Here is a 24,293-nt window from a genome sequence, read left to right as displayed (position 1 = left end):
GATTTTTCTGTAAGTTGTTATTTTTTGGTTTAAAAAATTAGCAATCATCAAAACATTATTTTTTAATGTTTATAAACTGCATTTCAAAGTCTTCACTTTCTGGTGGTTCATACAGACTTCCATCTTCTTTAGATTTAGAATATATGATACGCCTGTCTTTAAACACAAATTTTACATATCGATTTGCTACCGGAATGTTAGTATTAGGTTCATAAAACCAAGTCTCCTCCCAATCAGTGTGTATTTCAGGATCATACCACTCGGATCCTTCTTCTCGTTCGAATTTTTCGGTGTATTGTTCGTCTGTCCAGTATTGTTCTCGTTCTGCCTGCTGATCCAGAGTAGCTTCGGGAGTTGGAATATAACTTTTGTAAAGAGGCGGAGGGAAGCCCTCAGCTTTTCGTCTTAAAAAATCTTTTTCTCTATAAGGATCAAAAGCATCACCTGGTGGTAATGGTCTATTTTTGTCCATATACCACACATAGAAAGACCAATTTTCATAATACAAGTTAGAATGCCCATACAATCTTGCACCCTTTTTCCATTCTTTTGGGTGCCGACATACCAATTCCATTTGAAGGTTTCCAGTTACTCCACCAGCCCCAAACCAGCCAACGATTAATTCTTGAAAAGGAAGGGTTGCTTCTCTTCTCCACATATAACCAGGAAATGTAAACATTCCTGTTTCACGATTTAATATAATCTCTTTAGTAGGTATTGTAAATTTGTAAATAATGCCGAATAGAATTAATAATGAACATATTATACTGAAAATACTACCTGGAAATAGAAACATTTCTTTAAAACCTTTCAAAAAACCTAAAAACAAAAAAATAAATAGAGCAAGAAAAACAATCCCCAATGGACTACCTTGTGCTTGGCTGCAAATAATTACTTTACTGTCATCTAAATGTTTAAATAGTGATCCATGTATATATTTTTTTATGACATCGGGTGGTGAATTTTCTATTTGATGCCTTAGCTTATTGTCAAAAATTTTTTTAAACTTTTGTAATCTGGAGGTTTTTGGATTTACTTTTTCCACGCATTCCCTGATTTTAGGTTGTCCAACGTATTTACTCGTACGTTGCTATGATAGGTATGGTTCATATTGGTAGCGCTCATACTGACAAGTTAAAGAGGACTATGATTTCTTGATATTTATAAACTGCATTTCAAAGTCTTCACTTTCTGATGGTTCATACAGACTTCCATCTTCATTTGTTTGGGAATATATAATGCTTCCGTCATTGAAAATAAATTTAACGTATGTATTTGCAACCGGGATTTTTGTGTTAGGTTCATAGAAAGAAGTTTCCTCCCAATCCTTATGGACTTGTGGATCATACCATTCTGAACCTTCTTCTCTTTCAAATTTTTCGGTGTATTGTTCGTCTGTCCAGTATTGTTCTCGTTCTGCCTGCTGATCCAGAGTAGCTTCGGGAGTTGGAATATAACTTTTGTAAAGAGGCGGAGGAAATCCTTCGGCTTTGCGTCTCAGAAAATCTTTTTCTCTATAAGGATCAAAAGCTGAACCAGGAGGTAATGGCCTGTTTTTATCCATATACCATACATAGAATGATAATAATTCATCAAATTTTGTTATGTGTCCATATAGTTTTGATCCTTTTAATACATAATCCGGATGTTTTACCGCTAAGATCATATCTAAGTTTCCAGATGCACCGCCGGTTCCAACCCATCCAAAACGTGCTCTATCAAAATCCATAGAAAATCCTTTTTTCCACATAAAACCAGGGACAGTGATTTTTCCTTCGTTCCTATTAAGTATAATATCTTTATCAGGAATGGTAAAATAATAGATTATACCTAATATTACCAAGGAAATCAAACCTATAGATATGTATAAACCAGCAGAGCTAGAAAACATATCATCAGGGCCTAAAAAATAAAGAAACAAGAATATAACCAAAGGAATAATAATTAGTCCTTGAGGTGAGCTTTGGGCATCGCTTACGGAAACGATTTTATTTTCATTAACTTTTTTATAAATTTTTTTGCTCACCAATTTTTGATGAACATCTGAAGGTTTAATAGATATTTCTGTATTTAAATGACCTTTAAGAAATTTTTTTAAATTATCCCATTTTGATTTTGAAGAACTTACTTTTTCCACGCGTTTCCTGACTTAAGGTTATCTAGTGTATTTACTCGTACATTACTATGATAGGTATGATTCATGTTGGTAACACTCACACTGCCAATCGTTTGGGATTTTAGTTCATTGACACCACCAATAACACCTATATATCTTTCTGAACCATTATATCGATTTGGATAGTATTTACCTTCGCCAATATCCAGATAGCATATCAGTAATACCTGACTATTTTTATTATCGCCTACTAGATATTGATCCGGTATTTCAAAATTGATGACAGCCTGTGGTGGTTTTTCTTTGGTGCCTTTTTTTCGGGTTACCGCGGCGTTGATATCTAGTTTGATACCGCTACCATTACGCACCCCGTTTTGGTAATAATATACTTCATAACATAATTGACTCGGATCTGTAAAAAATTGACGGAAACTTATGGATGCCGTGAAATCTTTAATATCCCCTTCTTTAATGGTGGTACCTACGGAGTGTCTGCTATATGATTGGATGTATTCTTCTTTTTTATTAATTACTTCACCGGGAGTTAGTCGGATATCCGCACAAACGATTAAGTCAGTAAGCTCCGCCGCAGCTAATTTAAAGTCCGTATAATTTTGATATTCGTTATCTAGGTCTCCTATCAGTGCTACTCTGTTATCATAAAAGCGTTGGTTGTATTCCCAGGTAAGTTCCCCTGATTTTTTGTCTAGTGCTTTTTCATCGCTAAAGGCAAAATGTTTAAAATATGTTTCCAGAGGAGAATCTTTTAAATAATATGCTAGGATGACCAAACCAACACCGATCCCCGCAGCAATCCATCCTACAGGTCCTAAAAGTGCAGCAACAGTTCCTGAAGCTGCAACAGCGGTCGTAACTGAAAAAGCTGCTGCTGCTCCAATCCAAGCCCACATCGCATCCTGATCTCTTCTACCATAACTCTGTACAGCTTCCCAACCACAAATAATCACAGTGATACCACTTCCAGCAATTTCCGCTCTTAATGCCCATTTTCCTATAAACCTTAAAGTTCCTTCACTGGCTGTCTTAGAAAAAACGGATTTTGAAAAGTATCCTGTTGCAGCTACAAGTTCTGAGCCTACTCCAGCAAGAGCAGTTCGTGCTTTCATAATGTCTTCTGTACTCTTATCTTTTTTATTTACCTCATCAGAAAGGGAATCATAAGCTGCTGTTACATTCAATATTTGAAGTAAAGCCACAACTCCCCTAAAGGGGGTGCCATTTACAAATGCACCCACACGATTTGCTAATTTGGTAGGCTGTTTTGTTGTGATATTTCGATATTGCTTAATTTCTCTTTCTACTTCCTCGATAACAGGGACGTCAAAAACATGATTTCCTCTAGTAGACTCTAGTTCTACCAGTACAATCTCTGGTGTGTTTGTCTTAAATCTTACAACATCTTTATTTTTTCCTCTATAAAAACCGAAAATATCTTTAGAAGAATCTAATTTCATTCCTTCGTCCCCTAAGGTTTCTACAATTTCTTTGGCACTAACCTGATATAATTTTACTTTACCACCATCGGGTCCTTTGGTTTTTAGGTTGATGGTGTTCATTCGGTTCAACGTTAATTTATACCTACCCTGAACTGGTACTTTTTTAAGTTGGATATAGGATTCAACTTTTACAACATCTTCTAAGGCAAATTTGGCATAAGCTTCTAAACTGGCAATAGCAAAATCAGCCATTTTGTTAGAAACATCTACACCTTGTTTTACTAAATCTTTATCAAGTGTTGCTTCTTTGTTCAGAACCGCTTTATAAGAAAAGTCATCTCCCTCTTTTAAAGAATCTTCTATCAAAGCATCCCACTTGTTATTCTTTTCATATTCATTTTTCAGATCTAAGGTACGATCTATATCATGCGGATTAATAGCTAGCAGCCTAATATGTTGCATGATGGTGTATTTACCGTCAAGAATATTAAGAACAGATCCTTCCAGATAATCTACATAAGCGTCTTTGTATGAACCAGCGCTAAGAAAAGCTCCAAGATCATCTCTATAACTATTTATTTTTTTTCTTTGTTCTTTTCGTTCTTCAACACCAAGAACTGCTAACAATTTTGGTTTGTAAATTCCACGGAATCTTCTAATTTTCCCTCCATCATAGTCATCAATCATATCCTCACTATTATAGACTAATTGATAGGTAGTGAGTGCAAGGTTAAACATGGCGTTTATTTGTTCTTTTTCACCATACAACTTTCCAGGAAGCCCACGAGATAACATTCTCTTATGTATCCCGTTTACATCGGATGCTGTTTGTATAGATTCCAAAATAGCACGATGTCTAATGATTTCGATTGCTAATTTATCAGCAATTTCATTAGCATTCCCAATAGGATCATCCAAAGTAACAAACATATCTGTCATTATTTCTGGTTCCTGGTGGTTAGGGTTTTTGTCTCGGTTTTGTTGTCTCTTTTCTTCGATTCTTTGAATCGTATCTATTTTTTGTTGTATACTACGACAAAGGTTTTTGTTTTCTGAAGAAAAATATGCGGTGATACCAGTATATGGAATATGGTTCGTAGTACTTTGGTTGGTTTCTAATGGAAATCCGCTAGCTTGTATTTGCGTCATTCGTTCCTTGCGCTTAGATGCATCACTAGTCAGGGAGTCATAATAAGCTTTTGTCCATTGAATAGGAGAGTAGGCAGCCCAGACTACAGCTTCGTACTCAGCTTCATAATATCCATTATTGTTATTTTTTCCATCGGTAACTCGAATATCCGGAAAACCTTCTTCACCCTTTTTCCAAGAAACTGACTTAAAATTACCGAATTCATCAACTTCAAATTCTATCGGTTGATCAGGTTTATTTTCGTCAATAATGTATACATATCCGGGATTTAAACCGGTATGTACAGTGTAGAAATTTTCTAATTTAGGATCTGAAATGATAACTTCTTCTAGGATGATATTACCGTTTTCATCTTTTCGAGGTTTTCCTGCTTCAGTTTTTACTTTGGCTTGTAGATGGCTTTTTTTTGGTTCATCTAATACTTTACCAAATCTTAAAAAATGAAGTTTGATATTAGGTTCGGCTTTACATTCTAAGACCAATGTTTGGTCGCTAAAATCAAAAGTTCTTCCTTCAGCTTCTATTTGCAATGATAATTCTCTTGTTCTGCCACCCATAATTCTATAGAAGTTTATTTTTCTTTATTCCAGTCTTCTTCTGTTTCCAGAAGTTTTAATTCTGCTGTACCATCAGCTTTTACAGTTCCTGAGTATACCAGTTGATCTTTTTTTCCATCGATTTGTTTTCCTTCTTTTTCAGATACATTAACTTTCAAACTCTTCCCGGGATCCATATTTTCTGTCATTACAAAGATGGTCGCTTTCTCTCCATAATTGATTCGATCAATTTTTTCTTTTCCGGCTTCATCCATCCAGTAACTTTCCACAACTTTTGGGGCCTTGTCATTGCCCATCATCGCACCCGGAATGGTCATGGCGATCTCTTTAAATTTCTCTGAGGCACTTCCTGCAGTATTGATTTGCATAGGCTGCATAATGGTCACTTTACCACCTGTGGCGCACATACACTCGGAATCTTCGTATAAGAATTTTTTACTACCTCCTAAAGTAGCAGTCTTAGTAGTTTTTGTCCACTTCTGCAAAGCTGGTATACATGGTAAATATCCTCCACTCGTTGGTTTTAGTTTACACTGGCCAAAGGTAGCAGGCACCTGATTGTCCATATCGGTTGCCTTAAATTTACCTTGAATCTTTACCTTTTGATTTTGTGTCACCAAAAGCTTAGCTGGCACAAAACCTTGATTACATTGTAATAATGCACCATCTAATACATATATTTTACTACTCATCTTTTTCTAAATTAAAGGTTATGGTAGTTGTTTTTTTATATAAATCTTTTACCTCAAAGGTATATTCTAACTTTCCTTTTGTTACCAAACCGTATTGAGGTTTTACTTTATATGTTCCTTTATATTCGAAATCCAAGGTATGTTTGTCACCCGAATTGGTAGGTAACTTTCCGAGGAAACCGTTTAGTTTCGCCAACGGAAACTTTTTATGATCTATATCCATTTCTGCATCAGACGCAATTACTACCTTGGTAAATCCAACATCCTGATTATTGATAATTTTTTGTTCTACAATCGGGATGTTAATAGTACCTAATGCATTAGATACCACTTTGGATTGTTGGATTGGTTTTTTATTTTCAAACTCTTGATAGAAAATATTTGCAAAAAAGAATTGATAAAAGTTATCATCTAAAAACACTTGCTGAATATTGTCTTCTTGCAGTTGCCAGTCAAAATCGCTTGCCATTTTTAGCAAATCCGGATATTCTTCTAACAAATCAATCTTAACATCTCTCCATTTCTGTCTAATTTCGTTCGTGTTAAGTACTTTGTTTAGTTTGAAGGTTTTATCTGCTCTAAATTCTAAGACATCATTAATGCTTGCAACTTTGAGCGCTATATGTTGAGCTTTATCTACTTTGCGGATGATACTGAATTTTTCATTGAGTAAAAACCGTTTCTGAACCTCCATTCGGAAATTTAACAGTCCATCCTGATCCATTCCATAAAATGTAAGGTCAAATTCTATAGCTACTCCAGAATGAGATTTATTTTTGCCTTGTTCAATAAGGTTTATAACTTCTGCAGTATATGTGCGCGTAATTCTTTCTCCATTGAGTTTTATAATTTGGCTGGTATGGGATAGGGCACGTTGCATTATTTTTATAGAATACTGTTAATTAGAAGCTTCATATACTTTTATCGTTGCTTTTTTTAACTCTAAACGTTCAACGTCACTTTCAATAAATACTTTTATATTACTATTGTATTTATCTACTTCAAAATTTAAAACAGCTTGTTTAACTTTAGGATTTGCAAAGATTTTATCAAAAGTTTCATACATTTCCTTTTCATCAAAATATATTTTACTTCCAAATTCGTTTTTGTTTTTATCCATCCAATAAAATCGGGTATATTTTGGAACCGCAAATTCCTGAAAAGATGTTAACAATGGATTTTTGCTAAACGTATGTATGCTTTCTCCATTAAAAAAATCAACAAGAGTTTTGGTTGCTTCTGCTTGGCTGTTAAAATTATAAACCGGTTTCCAAGAGTAACGTTTCCTGTATGTTTTCCAGATATCAGTTCTGATACCAACTTCTTTTAATTTTTTGAGCTTATCTTCTTTTAGACTATTGATTCTATTGGCTACATAGGTTTCTCTATCCAAAGTTGTGTTCGGTGATAAATCATTAATTTCCATGTTGATTTCTTTGGCGAGATATTGTCCTATTTCTACAGTTGAACCTGCTCCTAATAGCCAAATAGATACAATCCCTCCAGGAGCCATTCCAACCACTATTCTAGAATAGTTTTCTTGTTTATTTCTTCGGTCAAGAAAGCCTTTTTCAAAAAATCGTTGGATTTCTTCTGAGGGTAGGTCAAAATCACCACTATAAAACTTGTTTTCAGCATAAGAAATCCAAGTGATTTTTAATTTTCGGGGTATTGGTTTAAGATCATCTCCAACTATATAGGTAGATCCTATTTGTCCCCATCCATTATGAACAGTTCTGCCACCACTAGGTATTTCTATCGAGCTTCCGTCTTCCATAATAAAATATCCTTCTTTAATTCTAACGGGATATATTTCTGGAGCACATTCCGTTGGTAGCCACTCGTATTTCTTATCTTTTTGGGTAGTTGTCATTATAGATCCAGTTTCTGGTATATTAATTTTATCTGAATTTTTACAAGAATTCAGGTAAATCAAGGTTAGTGTTAAAAATAAAAAATATCCTCTAGTCATTTAAATTCCCTTCTAGTGTTCCTCTCGTTCTTACACCATTTTCTCTATTAGGTTTCATAGGAGGCACAACTCCTAGTACTCGATCATTATAGTGTGCAGAGAAGTGGAAATATTCGTTACGTAATGCTTTTAGCATTTCTTCATCTTGGGCATTGTCGAATCCAAGTTCACTATTTTGATCGTTTACATACTGATCCAAACGTTTTTTTACTTCGGTAAGTTTAACCCTCTTTTCAGAATCATCAATAATAGGATAATCACTTTCAATGAGGCCCATATCGTACTCCAATTTTTTCTTTATGGAGTATTCTACCATAATATGTAAAGGGATGTAGCTATATTCATTAGAGATTCCTGTTCTTTCAGCTTTTAGGGTTCCCCAAAACTCATCTACCCAAATTTGAAGTGGTAAATACCATCCTTGTTCAATTAGTCTGGTACGTTCTTCTTCTAATGTAGGTAAATATCCTCCATAATCCAGAGTAACTTCTTCATTATATTCATCGGTATATCCTCCGCCAATATCTGAATGTACTCCGGGAAGATATTTTTCTTTTCCTCTGGCACTACCGATTTTGGTTAACATAAAATTACTTCTATGTTCGTCATTAGCTGCCAACTGAAATGTGAAGCGAGCTTTTTTTATTGCATCCAAATTGAGTTGTCTAACATCATTTTGGTGATATGCTCCAAAAGACGCTACAGTATCATATAATCCCACAAATCTAGCTTGAGGTTTGAGCCGGGTTTCTAGGCCAAGTTCTTTTAATTTTTCCCCTAAAACGCCCCCATCTTCCTGGTATAGTTGCCCTGTATACTGATACAATCCATCCATTAGAATCTCTTTTCGATCTCCTTTTCTTTGATTAATTTCAAAAACAAAATTTCTTGCAGCAGCAGCTCCTCGGCTAAAACCATAAGCATCAATCTGAATACTATTTATTTTCTCAACTCCTAACTCATTAATTAGTTTAGCAATTTCCTCACATCCTTTTTTTACTTTTCCTTTAACTCCTGTCGCACCTTTTCCCATGCTTTTCCCCCAGGTACTGTCTCCTTCGTGATCTTCCGTTCCGATGCCTTCTATATAAATAGAAAGTTGATGTTTTTTTTCTTCATTTATTTTTTCATAGGCAGGTTCCATTCTGGATACATTAGAGTAATCATTATCATAACTCCCCGTTCTTTTAATACCAATCCAATTTGTATATCCGTCAGCAGAATTTCTATCATATGGTTGACGGTTAGTTTTATTAGTATATTCAAGCCTTGCTCTGGTGTTGGCTCGATTATTTAAAGTTCCATCAAAAAAAATACCGACTATTATATCAGCAGAGTCTTCCGGAGTTAACTCGTCATATTCAGCATTACCAACATGAACGGGAGCAGTTTGTACATTTACTCCGCTAAGTACATTTTTACTAGTCTCTTGTGCTCCTGATGATGTCGCTGTCAACCCAATACTTCCCATAAATCTTATTAATTATAGCAAACTTTAAAAAATAACTTCCTAAATGCTTTTATTCTCCATACTCCACAGTTTCTGCACTGGCAATTGTAATTTTGCCGCCCGCGTTTGTTTTTATCTCTCCGCTGGCATCGGTAGTGATTTCTTGAGCTTCCTGTTTGTATTCACTACTAATCACCTTGATCGTTTCTCCAATTTGACGATCTTCGTTGGTGGCACTTATGAAATAATCTTCCGAAATCGTTTCGTTTTTATTCTTACCTACAGATATATCTAAATTTTCATCTACATTGATTTGCATATTCTTAGCATTCAACGTCATGTTTTCTCCAGCAGAAATGGTAATGTCATTATTGGCAGTATCTATATGAATTATATTTTTGTTTTTATCTGTGATCATTATAAATTCCGAGCCATCAGCATCATTCAATTCTACTGTATGTCCACTGCGAGTACGAAGTGCTTTTACATCATTATTCTGCGTGTTCCAGCTTGCCGGGTTAGCACCACCTGTATATAGTGTGCCTAAAACATAAGGTCTTTCGGCATTACCACCTTCGAAACCAATAAGCACTTCTTCGTCAATTTCCGGAATAAAATGAAATCCTTTTTCGCCACCAGCATGAGGTGTCACTATACGTAACCAAGGTGTTAACTCCCCAGTATCTTTTTGCCAAGGAAACTGTACACGGATTCTTCCGATTCCGTCCGGATCACTATTTTCTTTCACAATAGCCACCTGAGTTTCGCTTTTTGGAAACGCCATCAGATTTGTGTTTGGATATACATCTAAATCTGCTGTAACTCCTTCGAATCTATTTTGATACCTTCCGTTTTCTGTATTGGTATGGATAACCTTAGTAACCCTAAAACTTCCATAACTTGCTTTATCTCCTTTAATGGACACTACCTGACCGATTTTTACACCAGGGTTATCACTCGATCCTTTAAATACTACTTGTTTTAGTTCTTCTGCTTTTTTCTGTTGTTCTACGTGGGTGTCTAATCTTTGTTTTAGAGAAGGATCGTTATAGGAGTTTAGGTAGACATTAGTTTCATTAGGAAAAAGTTCATCTCCTTTATTGCTTGTAAACCCATTATATCCATTTACTCCCGAACTTATTTCACTGGTGGCTTTTTCGTGTTGCCCATCAGTAAGGTAATCATTGGTGAAGTACTTATAACTATTTGATGAAGGTTTAAGATCTAACGAAAATTCCTGTAGATCATGCCCATAGGTAAGTGTAACTTCTTCTTGATCTTCTGGTTTTCCAAATACAAGAGCATTTCCATCGTAATAAAACCACTCGCTGTATTGTGCCGCTAATCTACTGGCATATTCAAATGCACTTTCCTTGTTCTGTACACTATAATGAATGTTCTCCATACCGGCAGGACTAAAAATAGTCTCTAGTTTAGATTGATCATATCTTTTAAAGGTTTCATCTAAAATAGTAGCCAAGTCTACATCATTAAAAGAATTATAATGTGGTCCATCATCAGCAATGACACTACAACTATGAGCTTTTATAGTGACCAAGTCACCATTTTGTTGGTGGAATCCCATAGTACTATTCACGGAAGTAACCACTCCTTTGAATTCAAATTCTTTATAACCAGAAAAATCACCAATTGATGATATTTGAACAGTAATAATCTCTCCTAGATAATTTTTTGTTTGTGATGCGATATCTCCGGTTATGTTCTCGAGGACATCCATCCTACAAACTAATTCTAATATATGGTGCGCATCAATTTCCTGATGTAGCATTAATCGTTTGTAAGCATTTATTAGAGTTCCTCCAATAAATATTTGTGTTTTAGATTGTAATGCCATACGTTTTTATTTTATGTATTGTATCGCTCGCTAGTAGTCGATAACCTATTTTACTCAGTTTTTATAAAGTTACCACTTTTGTGCTGGCAACTAATAATACCTGTTATTTTTTTTGAGGTAACAGGTTGCATTTTTTGTTTGTAAAAAGATAACGCAAGAATCAAGGATGTAGTTTAAAAAAAAGATGCTTTAGTACTAAAAGTATTTAATTCTTAACATAAACTTTTATAAATGCTCTAATAAAGTAACATTGATTAGAGATCTGAGATGTACTCCGAAATAAAGCCCTACGGATCTTTTAAACACTACATTTTGGTAAACAGTCTACTTATTACAACTATTAATAAACCTTTATAAAGATCAGGTGCTTTATGAAAACCATTTACTTCTCACTAGTGTTACACCACTATAATCAATCAACAGTTTATGCCTTGGAAGGCCAATTGTTAGTAAATGTAGTTCCTTTAATCGAGATTTCTTTTGCAGATAACACCAAGTGTACTTGTAAAGGTTTAGAGTTTTCTGCGTTAAAGTGTTCTGTATATTCGATACAATAAGCATCTTTAATTTCTACATTTTTAAGACTAGACATATTGTCTCTTCTAAAAAAAGTAATTTTACAGCTTTTGGTTATTGTCGGAGATATAGACCAATCCAGGAAGTCGGTTTTTGCTGTGGATTCTATTAATAAACTAACTTGCCCTCCTTGTGGCTTTGCACAAGGTCTGCCTGTATAATCTGTGTCTTGTCTGAAGGTGAAAGAGCAATCCAAAATATTTATCTCTTCCCCATCAAGATCTAGTTTTGCTAAAAATGACATAAGTAATAATTTTAATATGAATAACTACTTATCAAATCCATTATTGTTTACAATATGTAAATAAGAGGAAATGATGATTTAAGATAAGAAAGGGAGTGAAAAACCACTCCCTTTAAAATATAATCTTATTTCAATGAAAAGGGATTATACCCACTCATTGATGTGCTCACCGTTTCCTACGGAGATTTCTCTTGCAGAAATTGTTAACCTTTCAGTCATTGGATTTTTTCCAACATTATCAAAATTTTCAACATATTTTACTGCGTAAGCATCAGTGAATTTTAGTTCTTTGGCTGTTGCTTCAGTATCTCTTTTTAGAAAAACAATTGAACCGCTTCTCATTTCGAAGTTATTGAACATCCAGTCAGATAAACTAGTGTCTGCAGTTGATTCAACCTCAATAGTTACCATACCTCCTCTTGTAACAGAAGAAGGACGACCTGTTGCGTCAGTTTCTTGAGATAAACCATAGTTACAACTCAAAACGTTGTACTCTTTTCCACCAACTTTTAATTTTGCTTTAAAAGACATAATAAATAATTTTTAGATTAATAATAATAATAAAGTATAATAATAAATGTAACTTGTACACTGTAAAGATACTAAAATAATATAAAGTGTTACCCTTGTCTTTTAGATAACATGACGAAAATCAGTGAATTGAGAAAGAAAAGGACTACACGGTTTTCAGGGAATTTGCACTTCGTCGTGAAGTTTATCTAACAAAAAAAAGATCTCAACGAGTAATTTGAGATCTTTTTTTAACAAAATTTTAACAATTATTTTTTATGCTCTTTTGCAAATAATCACATCATTTTCTTTAATGTTATTTCCTTCAATAGTTCTTGTGTAGTCAATATGTGACTGCATCCCCATCCAATTAGGTTTGGTGTAGAAAATCCATCCATATGGATTGTTTTTATCATCAAGAAACTCGATTTCTCCCTCAGGGTGTCGATCGTTATAATCATTAATAAAGAAATAGAAAAGCTTACCGAACTCCATTTTTTCAGGGGCTTTTAATCTAAAGTTACTGAGTTCTTCTATACTCTCTCCTTTGTTGAACTCAAAAGAAATTACTAGAGGATTTGCTAACTCTTCATCTTTAGGATCTTTCATTTTTTTATCGATCGGGTAGAACCACTTCTTATATATAGGAACCGGTATAGAAACTGCAAATTCATATAGTTTTACGATCATAAGAGGAATAAGAAAACAAATAGCAGATGCAGCAAATATATATTTGTATTCTGGTTTGTAAATACCAACAACTAAAAGAAAAGTAATCAAGCCTACAAATATGGTAACAATCGTATATAAGAATTCTGGCCAGAAACGAGTTGGATTGTCGTCTAATAAATTAGGGAAAAACTTACGCATTGTATACACATGCAGGGATCCTAAAAGCACAAAAATGACCTGAAATCCAATAAAGTTGTTTAAAGGAACATCATTAAGAACCTTCTCATTACTTAATAAAGCTGTTGCGGCAAATAATAAAAGAACCACCAGCATATATAGGAAGAACTTCTTTTTGTTTTTAACAAAAAGTTTCTTTAGTCCGGCAACAAATCCCATTAATATAACGCTAACGGCTAATAGTATTATTCCCACCTTAAAAAAATCAGCATTTAGTGCTGCAGATTGTAATATCAAACTCATATCATAGTTGTTAGACCCATTCTGGGACTGTTAGTCTCATGTAATACAAATGTTTCTTCTTTACTCGAATATGTTACATTAATTTTTGTATCTATTTCCATAGGGATAAAATAGTCACAAAAGATAGTAATAAATTTTTTAGAAATACCACTCACTATATATTTGTCAATATTTTTATCACTTACGGGACCTATGGTAATTTCCCAACAGGGATAAGATATAACGGTTTCTTTCAGTTCTAACACGAGATCGACTCCCAGTTGTTGTTGCGAAGATAAGTTGTTAATGTTTTTGTCCGCTGTGTGGTATTTCTTTTCAATCGTAACCTTCTCATTTATAATTTTTTCCAGGCTCAAAGCAGTAAGCTCAATTTCTCCGGATATTTTGTGAACATAGGGTAGCAATTGTAAAAGTTTTATGCTATAGTCTGATGGAATTTCAGGGTCTAAATTCCAAAACTTCAAAAGAAAATCTGTCTTTAAATTGGTAAACTCGTTGATTAATTTTCTTTCGTTTTTTTCTATGCTTACTTTTTGGGTAAAGAACTCATTTTCCAAAGGTGCGAAAAACGAACGAGCATCCTTTTCTTGTTTTTTCTGTTTTTGGTGTAGTTCTGTATAAGATAGATTGCTTTTGGCTTTAACGGGTTCATGAAAAAGCCCCTCAGGCAAGGTGTCGTAAAGACCATTTCTTGCTAAATTAAACTGTAACTTATCTGTGTTGGCAGAATAAGAATCAACCTTGAAATTAATGACATCTCTCCTGTATGATCTGGAAAACGTACTTTGATTAAAGATATCTATATCAGTTAAATCTAAATCCGAATTTTCCAAAATCTCTGTAACAAAAATTTCGGCTTTTAGATTTTGATAAGTACTGATTAGTTCCTGATAAACTTCTTGTACTTGGTTGTCGCTCATTCGTTAGTTGGTGTAAGGAATGTTACTTGGTTTAATTTTCTGTGGTATTGTTGTTAAATTTAGGCTTTTTTCCTCCAGCGACAAACATTCTTTTCCAAGGTTGTTTTTGTAGGTTACTAATTTGCACTCCATTTCCTCCAGAATTTCCCTTTCTAGAAGTAGAATGAACAAATCTATCATTGCCAAGATAGAATCCTACGTGAGTAATTTCACGAAACTCTGACCCTCTATTATTAAAAAAGATCAAATCTCCCTGTTTCAGATTATGTAGTCCTTTAAATTTATTAGTATCAGGTGCATCAAATTGTTTCTGAGCAGTACGCTCAATTAAATTACCATACACATCGTGAAAAATATACTGAGTGAAATATGAACAATCAATTCCTTGTTTAGTATTACCACCAAGTTTATAAGGGGCATTCATCCAATCGTCTATAAATTCGAAAAGGGCGATATTATCAATTTCTTTTGGAGGAACTCCAAGAATGGCCCCGTATTTTTTCTGAATTGGTAATATAGCATTCTGTTTAGCCAATGCAATAGAATCTCTCCTTGCTTGGGCTAATGCCTCTTGTTCTGCCTTTTTTGCGCCTCCGCAACTCATTGCCCCAACAATAATAACAAATAAAATTATTGTTTTATAAAGTGTACCCATGTTAAAGATAAAATTTACACAAATATAAAAAACTTATGGTTATTTTCTAGTCTTCATGCGGTGATAACACTAAAATAAAATAAGAAAATAAGAGATTAGCATTTTTTTGGTTACTTTCTTGAATTATGAGGTGCTGATAAATAAAATCTTTATTAAATTGCATTTGAAATAGGGTTATTTAAAGCGCACAAATTATCATATATGGTTACTTCTTATTATAAATTACCGCTGGATACTTTTAAAATTGTTAAAAATCAGGAGGTTGAGAGTTGTGATCTAAAACAATCGATAGTCGGTTATATTCATTTGATTACTACTTCATATTTTGGGGAGTGTACTTTTGACGAATCATTTGGTTGCTCTATTTGGAATGTGGATTTTGATAATCTTACAAGTACGAATAAATTAAGAAATACAATTTCCGAATCTTTGGTAGAGAGTATCGTTTCTCAGGAAAAAAGGTTGAAAAAGGTTACTGTAGAAGTGGCGATACAACAAGAAGAGTTCAAGAACAGAGGGAGTTTAAATAGAATTAAGAAACGTGTAGATATAAAGGTGAATGGTGTAGTTAGTAGAACTAATGAGCAATTCTCCTGCCTAGAAAGGTTTTATATAGCTCCGCTTTCATTTTAAAAGGGTTTATGGGTGTAGAAAATAAGGTTCAGATTAAGAACAGAATGATTAAAAAGGCGGCTTCACTTTGGGGAGTTTCCCCAAATGAAATAGAAAGCTCTTTTGATCCCGTTGTATCTCTTCTTATTGCGGCTTGTGCCTCAGAAATAGAAAAAATTTCAAGTGAAATTGATAATTCTCAAACTCGAATAACAGAGCGTTTGATTCAGTTAATGACTCCAGAAACATTATATGGATCGCGCCCGGCACACGGAATTATTTATACAGATCCAATCGAAAAAAAGACGACTCTTACTCCAGAGCATCTATTGTACTACAAGAAAAGGGTAAAGACAAAAAATGCGAGTAATGAATTAAAAAATATATACTTCTCTCCAATTCAGGAGAGTCAACTTATTGATGCTTCCATTAGCCGGATGATATGCGGCAATAAGATGTATGAATTAGAAGGAAAGAGAAAAACGATCAGTTCATTATCCATGAACAAAGGTGGTTTATTGCCTCCTTCCACATTATATCTTGGGGTAAAATCTGATCATGATAAAATATCCTTAAAAGATGTTTCTTTTTATTTTGAACTGTTGGATGTGCAGGAAAATGAGCTTTTTTATCATCATCTAAAAAATGCAACCTTTTATTTTGAAGGTAAGCCCTTTGATGTTTCATCAGGTTATTTTAACAGTAATGTATCCAGACGAATTAACCTGGAGTCCATATTTAATTATAAACCTAACAAAACAAGAAATATTGAAGAACAGGTAAAGAAGCTTTATAAAAAGCACTTTATTTCTATCAAATCTAATATTTCATTACATACAAAGGCCAAAATACCAGAAGAATTTTCTAACTTTATAAATGGGAAAGATCTTGAAGAATTAGTTGATTTTAATTGGATAAAGATTGAGTTTCCCAGAATAATAGATGATACTATTTTGGAAAGTGTTTATTGTACATTCAATGCTTTTCCGGCATTGAATAGAAAATGGGAAAGTATTTCTTATCAGCTTAAAGATTACATTGATATTGTGCCCATAAGTACCCAAGAATTATTTCTGGATATAAAATCGATTTCTAATACATCGGGAAAAGAGTATAGGTTACGAGAAAATGATTCATCTATGGATGATAAAGGAACTTATGTAATCCGAAGAGATAATGTTAGTAAATTAGATTATAGAAAAGCGAGAGAATACTTATTACATTTAATAGAGTTGTTAAAAGACGAAAGTGCTTCATTTTCATTTTTTGGAAATGATTTTTTACAGTCTAATATAAATGAGCTTAATCAGAACATATCACTTTTGGAGAAGAAAGTGTCTGATATGAAAAAGTCTTCAGAGGAAACCAATTATGTTTCGGTAAAACCTTACAAGAAGAAGGATACACTACTGGTAGAGTATTGGGTAACAAATGGAGAGGATGCCAATCAGATTAAATCGGGTAACTCACTGAGTATTTATCAGGGAAGCGATCTGAAACAAAAAGGAAGCTTATTTTTGACTTCTACATTTCAGGGTAAGAATAACTTAGGGATGGAAGAAAGACTTAATGCATATCGCAGAGCGCTTTTATCCAGAAACCGAATAGTAACTAGAGAAGATGTAAAAGCTCTTTGTTACGAGTTGTGTAGTAATAAAGTAAAAGAAGTAAAAGTGTCTAAAGGATTTAAGACAGATATCCATATCTCTAAAGGGCTTATACCTTGTATCGAGGTGATGCTTTTTGCAAATGAAAAAGAAACTACTTCTTCTGATGAGTGGAATTCTTTGAAGAGTAACATTATGTCTATTTTGGAACAACAATCTCTGAATGTTTTTCCGTATAAGATTACAGTAATTGAATAATTATATTTTGAAAACAAATAGTAATGAAAACATCAAGTAACAAAACAAATTATCATTTGGACAAAAGTGTAATATTGTTTTTTATTATAACAATATTGGTGACAGCAACGGTTTTTGCATTTAAGTATGTTAACTATACTCCTTGTATGATTGTGGATTTTTCGTTCAAGGATAAAGAAGTGAGGGTAGATGAGTCTATTGAATTTGAAGATAAAACAGTAGGAGCACTAGAGTGGAAATGGGATTTTGGTGATAGTACCGCTATTGATACGAGAAGAAAACCGTATCACACCTATAAAAAACCAGGGGAGTATAACGTTTCATTAATTGTTAATGGGAAATGTCCTAAAATGCAGAAAATTACTGTTCTGGAGAAAAAAGAAGTCTTAGATCCGCTTAAGAAAGCTAAGTTTAAAATTCTTACCCCAAGGATTAGGGTTGGAGAAAAACTGAAAGTAGAAGATAATACACTTAATGCAAGAACTTGGGAATGGAATTTTGAAGATGCTTTGGGTGGTACATCCAAAGAAAAAAATCCAGAGTATGTTTATAACACTGAAGGTAAGAAGACAATTACTTTAATAGTGAATGGAGAGCTTAAATATGCGACAACACAAACCATAGAGGTCTTACCTAAAAAGGAAGAAAAAATTAAAAGAGATGAAACGGTAGTTAGAGATGTCTCTACAATTCCTGTTGATCCAATTGGAGAAGACCCAATCGGAGAGGATCCCAAAGATGAGTTTAAAGCACCCTTTATCAGTAATGATTCCTTTAAAGCTAAATTGATTCTGGTATCGACCAAAAAAGCAAGTGTAAAAGATTTTAGGGATTATCTATGTGGAAATCTTGATCTACCAATTATCGTTAACAGAAAACGTACCACCTTTATTGAGTTTTGTGAAAAAATCAAAGGAAGAGGTATTAAGATAAAAGAATTAGAGTTAACACACGAAAAAAACAACTGTATAAAGAACATTGTAGTTGATTATAAGAAGACAAGTCTCTTTTAGTTAAATGATCAATAAAAGTATATTTTAAAAAGATGGAATTAAAGAATAAAAATCATCATCGTGTCAACTGGATTGATGGTATGAAGATCAATAAAAATCACTTTATTGAAGCTGACAATGCGTACACGAATTTTTCGCAACTTATAGGTTCTAAAGATATCAATGGAATTAATTATGGATTGTTGCCGGATTTAGTAGGTGATGATGCGGTAGATATGGTTTTTTCTATGGACGGTCAAGATACTATAAAGGTTCAGTTAAATAGATGTAGGGCGGTTACTAAAGGAGGATACATAATTAATATTACTCCAGAAATATCTTCTACATTAGAACAAATAGGAAGCATTATTAATACCGAGTATAAGATCAATAGTACTGAAGAAGAATGTTATATTGTGCTTAGTGTGGACCCGTATGGGAGAGTTCCCGTAGGTGATGCAGATCCCGAAGAAGAACCGCCAAGACATCCATTTGTATTGCCAGAATATAGTTTACACGTTATCAATACGACTGAAGCTAATGAAGAAGAATTTGGAAAACATCATATTACTATTGGTAAAATTGAATTTACTGATGGTGTAGCATCCTTAGCAGAAGATTTTATTCCTCCTTGTGTTTCTATTCAAAGTCATCAGGATCTTCGATATATCTATACAGAAATTCATACATTTTTCAACGCTGTTGAAAAATATTCTATGAATATAATTCAGAAAATATATCAAAAAAAGCAATCTAATGAATTAGCTACCATGGTGTTAACCTTAACTCAGAATACATTACAGTATTTAGGAGGAATGTTACCAGAGTTTAGATTGTATGATAGACATCTTCCACCGGTTACCATGATTACAAAACTAATGGCGCTAGCCAGAGTTATAAAAAATAACATGGATGTTTATGTTGGAACCGGAAAAGAAGAGCTATTAAATTATCTTTCGGATTGGTGTGATCTAAATCAAGGTGCGTTTGAGAATGTATTGGTAGAAATGATGGATTTAGAATATCAACATACTGATATAAATAAAGCTTTGCATAATGTGTCAAGTTTTACCAAATTGATGCTTTCATTGTTTAAGAAATTAAACGAGCTTGATTATATTGGAAAAAAATCAGATTCTAATATCTTTGTTAAGGAAGAAGTTATCGCAAAACCAGATGTTAAAAATAGACGCAGTTTCTTATTAGATTAATGTGTGTTAATAATATAATTTACAAAAATGAAACCAAAGAACAGTAAAGAAAGAAGAAATAGTATTTTAAAATTTGCCTTGTTATTTTTATTTACAGTCGCTTTAATTGTTACGGCATTCTTTTTCGATTTTGATCGAGTTCCTTTATGGGACAATAAAGTACTGAGAGAAAATTTATCTGCTGTTGAAGGAGATGTGAGATTTCAAAAGGATTTTTCCAAAGGGATGTTTAAAATAGAAAAATTGATTGACTCGCTTAACAGACCAGGAAAAGAAGAAGATTTGTATTATATCAATAGATCTTTAGAATCAGAAATTGGGGATCTAAGTGAAACGATTGATCCCAATGATACGACTTACAGATATAAAATGTATGTTAATATAGTCAGCTCTTATAGGCAAATTAAAGAAATGAAAGCATTACTTGCTAAACAAAAGAAAGAGTTCGAAAAACTAGAAGAATATAAAACGGCATTACGTGAGACAAGAGAGCGATTAGAAAGAACTCAGAGTGATTTAGATTTAGTGAGAGCTAGATGTAGGTAGTATTTAGACTACTCTCTATAAGTAGTAATTCTCTGTGAAATATAAAAAAAGGTGTATGTTTTAAAACATACACCTTTTAATATTAATATAATATGGAGTAAACTAATGCTATTTAGCTTTCAACCAATTTTCCCTTTTTAGTAACGCTTTTTTACCAGGTTTAGAAAATTGAGTGATTTCTACTTCAGGATTAACGCCAAACTTGATCAATACCTTCTTTTCTTCACTTAATCTTCTATAAACCACAGTTGCTTTTTTTCCTGGTTTATATTTTTTCAAAACTTCATTAAACTGATCAATGTCTGAAAAAGATTGATTGTCAATAGCTACAATTACATCATCTTTTTCTAGACCAGCTAAGTAAGCAGGCGTTCCTTTTTTTACATATTTTGAGATGACAGCATTATCGTCATCATTAAATGCTATATCAACTCCTAAATAGGCTTTTTTACTATCAGTTTTTGGATAGATAGCTACTGAAGCCAATAACTTTTTAAAATCAGGAGTTTGACTGTCGAATATATATTTCTCAAAGAAATCATCTGCGAAAGATTCTCCTGCATATTCTCTTAGAGTAAAAAACAAATTCTCAATAGTGTATGGGATTTCAGTTTTTCCGTATTTGGTCCAAACAAGTTTTAGATAGTCATCAAGATTTAAATCGTCTTCATCTCTCAAAGAAAGATCCAATGCAAGTCCTAACATACTTCCATAGGAGTAATAAGATACAAAAGTATTGCTCCTATTCGTAGGATCTACAGATGTAGCCGCATCAACAAAAGGGGCCTGATAACTCATCTCTACAGGATTAAAATACTGCAGGGCAGGAGAGTTCCATACATAGTTATAGGTTTTACTCAATCCTTCTATATATTCATCTTGAGTGATAATACCAGCTCTACAAAGGATAAGGTTGGTATAATAACTTGTAAATCCTTCGGCAAACCATAGCTCACCAGACATATTTGCTTCTTCAAAGTTAAAAGGTTCTAATGAGATAGGACGAATACGTTCTACATTCCAAGCATGGAAGAATTCGTGAGACACTGTACCAATGTTTTTTTCCATTCCACCATCTGCAAGACTTGTTTTGCTTGTTAAAATGGTTGAGTTACGATGCTCCATACCGTCACCAGAAACGTTAGGCATATAACAAGCTAGGAAAGTGTATTCTCCGTAATCAAAGTTTGGATAATCTCCAAAAACTGCTTTTTCCTGTTCTACGATTGCTTTTATTTGTTCAAAATATTGATCTGCTTCTTCTTCAGTTCCTTGATGATGCAGCGCTAGTTTTATGATGTATTCAGTGCCGCGAGAATCAACTTTGAATTCTTTGACGGTATGATTACTAATTTCTGCAGGACTATCCATGAAATATTGAAGATTAGGAGCTAAAAATTTGTTACCTCCTAATGGTATTAATTGTGTAGCTACATTCCAGTTAAGATCTTCCCTTACTAAGTATGTTACTTGTACCGGGCGATCTTTGAGTGTTGGAATGTACATAAAGGTCGCGGGTATGTTTAAATGTGCGTGTGTTTCATCTATTTGTGAATACGTTCCGTCTCCTCTATCTGCAAACAAAGTGTAACTAACGTTAAGTGTGCCATCATGCCCAGAGACGTCCCACTGATGAGGATTAGGCCTAGTAACTGTAACATCTTTTCCTCTACTATCAGTAATTTTAACGTCGTAGACATTCTTCGCAAATTCGTGTAACGCATATCTTCCCGGAGAAGTTCTACTCATTCTAAGCGAAATAGTACCACTCTCTAAATTAGAAAATACAGCTGTAATATTAGCTTCGTGGTGTACGGCATTTTCAAATGAAATTTGGTACTCATTTCTTACCTGAGAATATCCGGATTGAATAATGAAAAGAGAAAAAAATAAAAGAAAAAATCGAAAAGATTTCATTAAAAAGGTTTTTGGTTAAAAGATTCGTGCTTCTGTAATTGGTAAAAATAAACATAATTATTCACCGGAAAGCAATTAGGAAAGTTCGAAAAATTTATGGGGCTCAGAAATGACCTAAGATAAAACTTTAAATCATAACAGAAGTCAAAAATACAACAAACTCTTAATTGCACAAATAATCGGTATGGAAATCGACCATTACTCTAAAAGACTCGATGAATTCAAGAAATAATAAAAGTAAAGTTCATCAAATGTTAATTTTTGTTTAACTAATGGTGTGTAAAGTTAAACAATTGCGTAGTTTTGATGTAGAAAGTTTACGAATCGTTTTGATGATATAAAGATTTTCTTTTGGGTATTCCTTCAGAAAAATTAATTACATCTTCAAAATACAATAAAGAACCAAATGAAAATAGGAACAGAAACATTGTTAAAGACTAATGGGTATAATTTGAATGGTTTTTCAATTGAGGAAATAGGGGATGATCATATTAGTACAGGGTCAGAGACGCCATTAAAAGAAAATGCTTTTGAGCTATCTGATGCAGAAAAAAAAGACCGTATAGCTAATTTGTTTGCTGAGATTATGGATGTAATGGGTTTGGATTTAACAGATGATTCATTAAAAGGAACCCCTAAGCGTGTTGCAAAAATGTATATCGATGAGATTTTCTCTGGATTAGATCCAAAGAATAAACCTAAGGTGGCATTATTTGATAACAAGTATAAATACAATCAGATGCTTGTAGAAAAGAATATTACTTTTTATTCTAACTGCGAACATCACTTTGTGCCTATAATTGGCAAAGCACATATCGCCTATATCTCTTCTGGTAAAGTTATTGGTCTGTCAAAACTTAATAGGATCGTACAGTATTATGCGAAACGTCCACAAGTACAAGAAAGACTAACAAATCAGATCGCCACAGAGCTTAAAGAGATTTTAAATACTGAGGATGTTGCCGTAATTATAGATGCAAAACATTTATGTGTTTCTTCTAGAGGAATTAAGGATGATACTTCGGCGACGGTAACTTCATACTATGGAGGCGTTTTTAATACACCTGATAAGATTGCTGAATTACAGAATTATATTAATAATTAATTCATTAAGGAAGGACGAAATATTTCTAATACAATATGCATTATAAAAAGGAAGAGATTGAGAAGATGGATCGCGTAAAGCGATTGAAAATTATAAATGCTGTATCGGGTATTAAACCGGCAAACCTTATTGGAACGATTGCAGATGATGGGAAGACCAATGTTGCAATTTTTAGTTCTGTGGTCCACTTAGGAAGTGATCCGGCGCTTATGGGTTTTATTATGAGACCCATTGGAGAAGTCCCAAGACATACTTATGAAAATATTATGCAAAATGGTCAATATACCATTAATCATATACATCGGTCGTTTACTAAAAAAGCACATTATACCTCGGCTAAGTTGGATAGAAATGATTCCGAGTTTAAAAGATGTGGATTGAGAGAAGAATATATTTCAGGGTTTAGTGCTCCTTTTGTAAAAGAAAGCCACCTTAAAATAGGCTTGCAATTTAAAGAAGCCATCGATATTAATCTTAATGGTACTATTTTAATGATTGGAGAAATAAAACATTTGATAGTGCCAGAAAAAATTATAGGAGAACATCTGGATTTAGACTTAAGTATTACAGATACAGTCGGTATTTCTGGATTGAACACCTATTATGCTTTAGAAAAAATAGCAGAATATCCTTACGCTAGAGCAGCAGATGTGCCAGATTTTTAAGTAACATGGATTTTACAATAATTAGGTTGCTTTTTGATTTTGGATTATTGATTTTAATATGGATAGTACAGCTC

At 33.6% G+C, this 24,293-nt stretch carries 21 protein-coding genes; 7 read left to right on the top strand and 14 right to left on the bottom strand.

What is annotated here, in order from left to right; translation table 11 throughout:
- Positions 1 to 55: 55 nt before the first annotated feature.
- The 13 genes from ACFSR1_RS00375 to ACFSR1_RS00315 form a co-directional block, all read right to left on the bottom strand.
- Positions 56 to 1,045, bottom strand: a complete 990-nt coding sequence (locus tag ACFSR1_RS00375) for a hypothetical protein (RefSeq protein ID WP_378288508.1) — start codon at positions 1,043 to 1,045, stop codon at positions 56 to 58.
- Positions 1,046 to 1,144: 99 nt separating this feature from the next.
- On the bottom strand, positions 1,145 to 2,137 hold the full coding sequence (locus ACFSR1_RS00370) for a hypothetical protein (RefSeq protein WP_378288506.1): 993 nt from the start codon (positions 2,135 to 2,137) through the stop codon (positions 1,145 to 1,147).
- A complete protein-coding gene (locus tag ACFSR1_RS00365; protein ID WP_378288505.1) occupies positions 2,125 to 5,280 on the bottom strand; it encodes a toxin VasX in 3,156 nt (1,051 codons plus the stop codon). Before ACFSR1_RS00365 ends, ACFSR1_RS00370 begins: the two co-directional genes overlap by 13 nt.
- A gap of 14 nt (positions 5,281 to 5,294) precedes the next feature.
- Positions 5,295 to 5,972 (bottom strand): DUF4280 domain-containing protein, encoded by a 678-nt coding sequence (locus ACFSR1_RS00360; protein ID WP_378288503.1) that lies wholly within the window; start codon positions 5,970 to 5,972, stop codon positions 5,295 to 5,297.
- Positions 5,965 to 6,852, bottom strand: coding sequence for a hypothetical protein (locus tag ACFSR1_RS00355; RefSeq protein WP_378288501.1), 888 nt, complete (start codon positions 6,850 to 6,852; stop codon positions 5,965 to 5,967). Before ACFSR1_RS00355 ends, ACFSR1_RS00360 begins: the two co-directional genes overlap by 8 nt.
- A gap of 18 nt (positions 6,853 to 6,870) precedes the next feature.
- Positions 6,871 to 7,845 (bottom strand): DUF2931 family protein, encoded by a 975-nt coding sequence (locus tag ACFSR1_RS00350; protein WP_378288499.1) that lies wholly within the window; start codon positions 7,843 to 7,845, stop codon positions 6,871 to 6,873.
- Between the two features lie 91 nt (positions 7,846 to 7,936).
- Positions 7,937 to 9,415 carry a T6SS phospholipase effector Tle1-like catalytic domain-containing protein gene (locus ACFSR1_RS00345; protein WP_378288497.1) on the bottom strand — a complete coding sequence of 493 codons (1,479 nt, stop codon included), beginning with the start codon at positions 9,413 to 9,415 and terminating at the stop codon, positions 7,937 to 7,939.
- Positions 9,416 to 9,464: 49 nt separating this feature from the next.
- Positions 9,465 to 11,249: a type VI secretion system Vgr family protein gene (locus ACFSR1_RS00340; RefSeq protein WP_378288495.1), complete on the bottom strand. Its 1,785-nt coding sequence runs from the start codon at positions 11,247 to 11,249 to the stop codon at positions 9,465 to 9,467.
- 424 nt (positions 11,250 to 11,673) lie between these two features.
- Positions 11,674 to 12,069, bottom strand: a complete 396-nt coding sequence (gene tssD, locus ACFSR1_RS00335; RefSeq protein WP_378288494.1) for a type VI secretion system tube protein TssD — start codon at positions 12,067 to 12,069, stop codon at positions 11,674 to 11,676.
- A 144-nt stretch (positions 12,070 to 12,213) separates the two neighbouring features.
- On the bottom strand, positions 12,214 to 12,600 hold the full coding sequence (gene tssD, locus ACFSR1_RS00330) for a type VI secretion system tube protein TssD (RefSeq protein WP_378288492.1): 387 nt from the start codon (positions 12,598 to 12,600) through the stop codon (positions 12,214 to 12,216).
- A 255-nt stretch (positions 12,601 to 12,855) separates the two neighbouring features.
- Positions 12,856 to 13,731 (bottom strand): TssN family type VI secretion system protein, encoded by an 876-nt coding sequence (locus tag ACFSR1_RS00325; RefSeq protein WP_378288490.1) that lies wholly within the window; start codon positions 13,729 to 13,731, stop codon positions 12,856 to 12,858.
- Positions 13,728 to 14,651 carry a hypothetical protein gene (locus ACFSR1_RS00320; protein ID WP_378288489.1) on the bottom strand — a complete coding sequence of 308 codons (924 nt, stop codon included), beginning with the start codon at positions 14,649 to 14,651 and terminating at the stop codon, positions 13,728 to 13,730. Before ACFSR1_RS00320 ends, ACFSR1_RS00325 begins: the two co-directional genes overlap by 4 nt.
- A gap of 31 nt (positions 14,652 to 14,682) precedes the next feature.
- Positions 14,683 to 15,306, bottom strand: coding sequence for a C40 family peptidase (locus ACFSR1_RS00315; protein WP_378288487.1), 624 nt, complete (start codon positions 15,304 to 15,306; stop codon positions 14,683 to 14,685).
- 201 nt (positions 15,307 to 15,507) lie between these two features.
- Here ACFSR1_RS00315 and ACFSR1_RS00310 point away from each other — a divergent pair, with 201 nt between their 5' ends.
- Genes ACFSR1_RS00310 through tssO form a run of 5 tightly spaced genes read left to right on the top strand, consistent with a single transcriptional unit; the run spans position 15,508 to position 20,532 of the window.
- On the top strand, positions 15,508 to 15,939 hold the full coding sequence (locus ACFSR1_RS00310; protein WP_378288485.1) for a GPW/gp25 family protein: 432 nt from the start codon (positions 15,508 to 15,510) through the stop codon (positions 15,937 to 15,939).
- Positions 15,940 to 15,947: 8 nt separating this feature from the next.
- Entirely contained in the window at positions 15,948 to 17,783 is a 1,836-nt protein-coding gene (locus tag ACFSR1_RS00305) for a type VI secretion system baseplate subunit TssF (RefSeq protein WP_378288483.1), read from the top strand.
- A 23-nt stretch (positions 17,784 to 17,806) separates the two neighbouring features.
- Entirely contained in the window at positions 17,807 to 18,796 is a 990-nt protein-coding gene (locus ACFSR1_RS00300; protein WP_378288481.1) for a PKD domain-containing protein, read from the top strand.
- A gap of 32 nt (positions 18,797 to 18,828) precedes the next feature.
- Complete coding sequence (locus ACFSR1_RS00295) at positions 18,829 to 19,986, top strand: hypothetical protein (RefSeq protein WP_378288480.1); 1,158 nt, start codon at positions 18,829 to 18,831, stop codon at positions 19,984 to 19,986.
- 27 nt (positions 19,987 to 20,013) lie between these two features.
- Entirely contained in the window at positions 20,014 to 20,532 is a 519-nt protein-coding gene (gene tssO, locus ACFSR1_RS00290) for a type VI secretion system TssO (protein WP_378288478.1), read from the top strand.
- Positions 20,533 to 20,640: 108 nt separating this feature from the next.
- On the opposite strand, the gene ACFSR1_RS00285 is transcribed toward tssO, so the two are convergent.
- Entirely contained in the window at positions 20,641 to 22,449 is a 1,809-nt protein-coding gene (locus ACFSR1_RS00285; RefSeq protein WP_378288476.1) for a M61 family metallopeptidase, read from the bottom strand.
- 406 nt (positions 22,450 to 22,855) lie between these two features.
- Between ACFSR1_RS00285 and folE the strand changes: the two genes are divergently transcribed.
- A complete protein-coding gene (gene folE / locus ACFSR1_RS00280; RefSeq protein WP_378288475.1) occupies positions 22,856 to 23,554 on the top strand; it encodes a GTP cyclohydrolase I FolE in 699 nt (232 codons plus the stop codon).
- Between the two features lie 35 nt (positions 23,555 to 23,589).
- Positions 23,590 to 24,219, top strand: a complete 630-nt coding sequence (locus ACFSR1_RS00275) for a flavin reductase family protein (RefSeq protein ID WP_378288473.1) — start codon at positions 23,590 to 23,592, stop codon at positions 24,217 to 24,219.
- Positions 24,220 to 24,293 lie beyond the last annotated feature (74 nt).

Origin of the sequence: Aquimarina rubra (genome assembly GCF_042684305.1) — a bacterium.
Lineage (GTDB): Bacteria > Bacteroidota > Bacteroidia > Flavobacteriales > Flavobacteriaceae > Aquimarina > Aquimarina rubra.
This window is presented reverse-complemented; position numbering and strand designations above follow the sequence as displayed.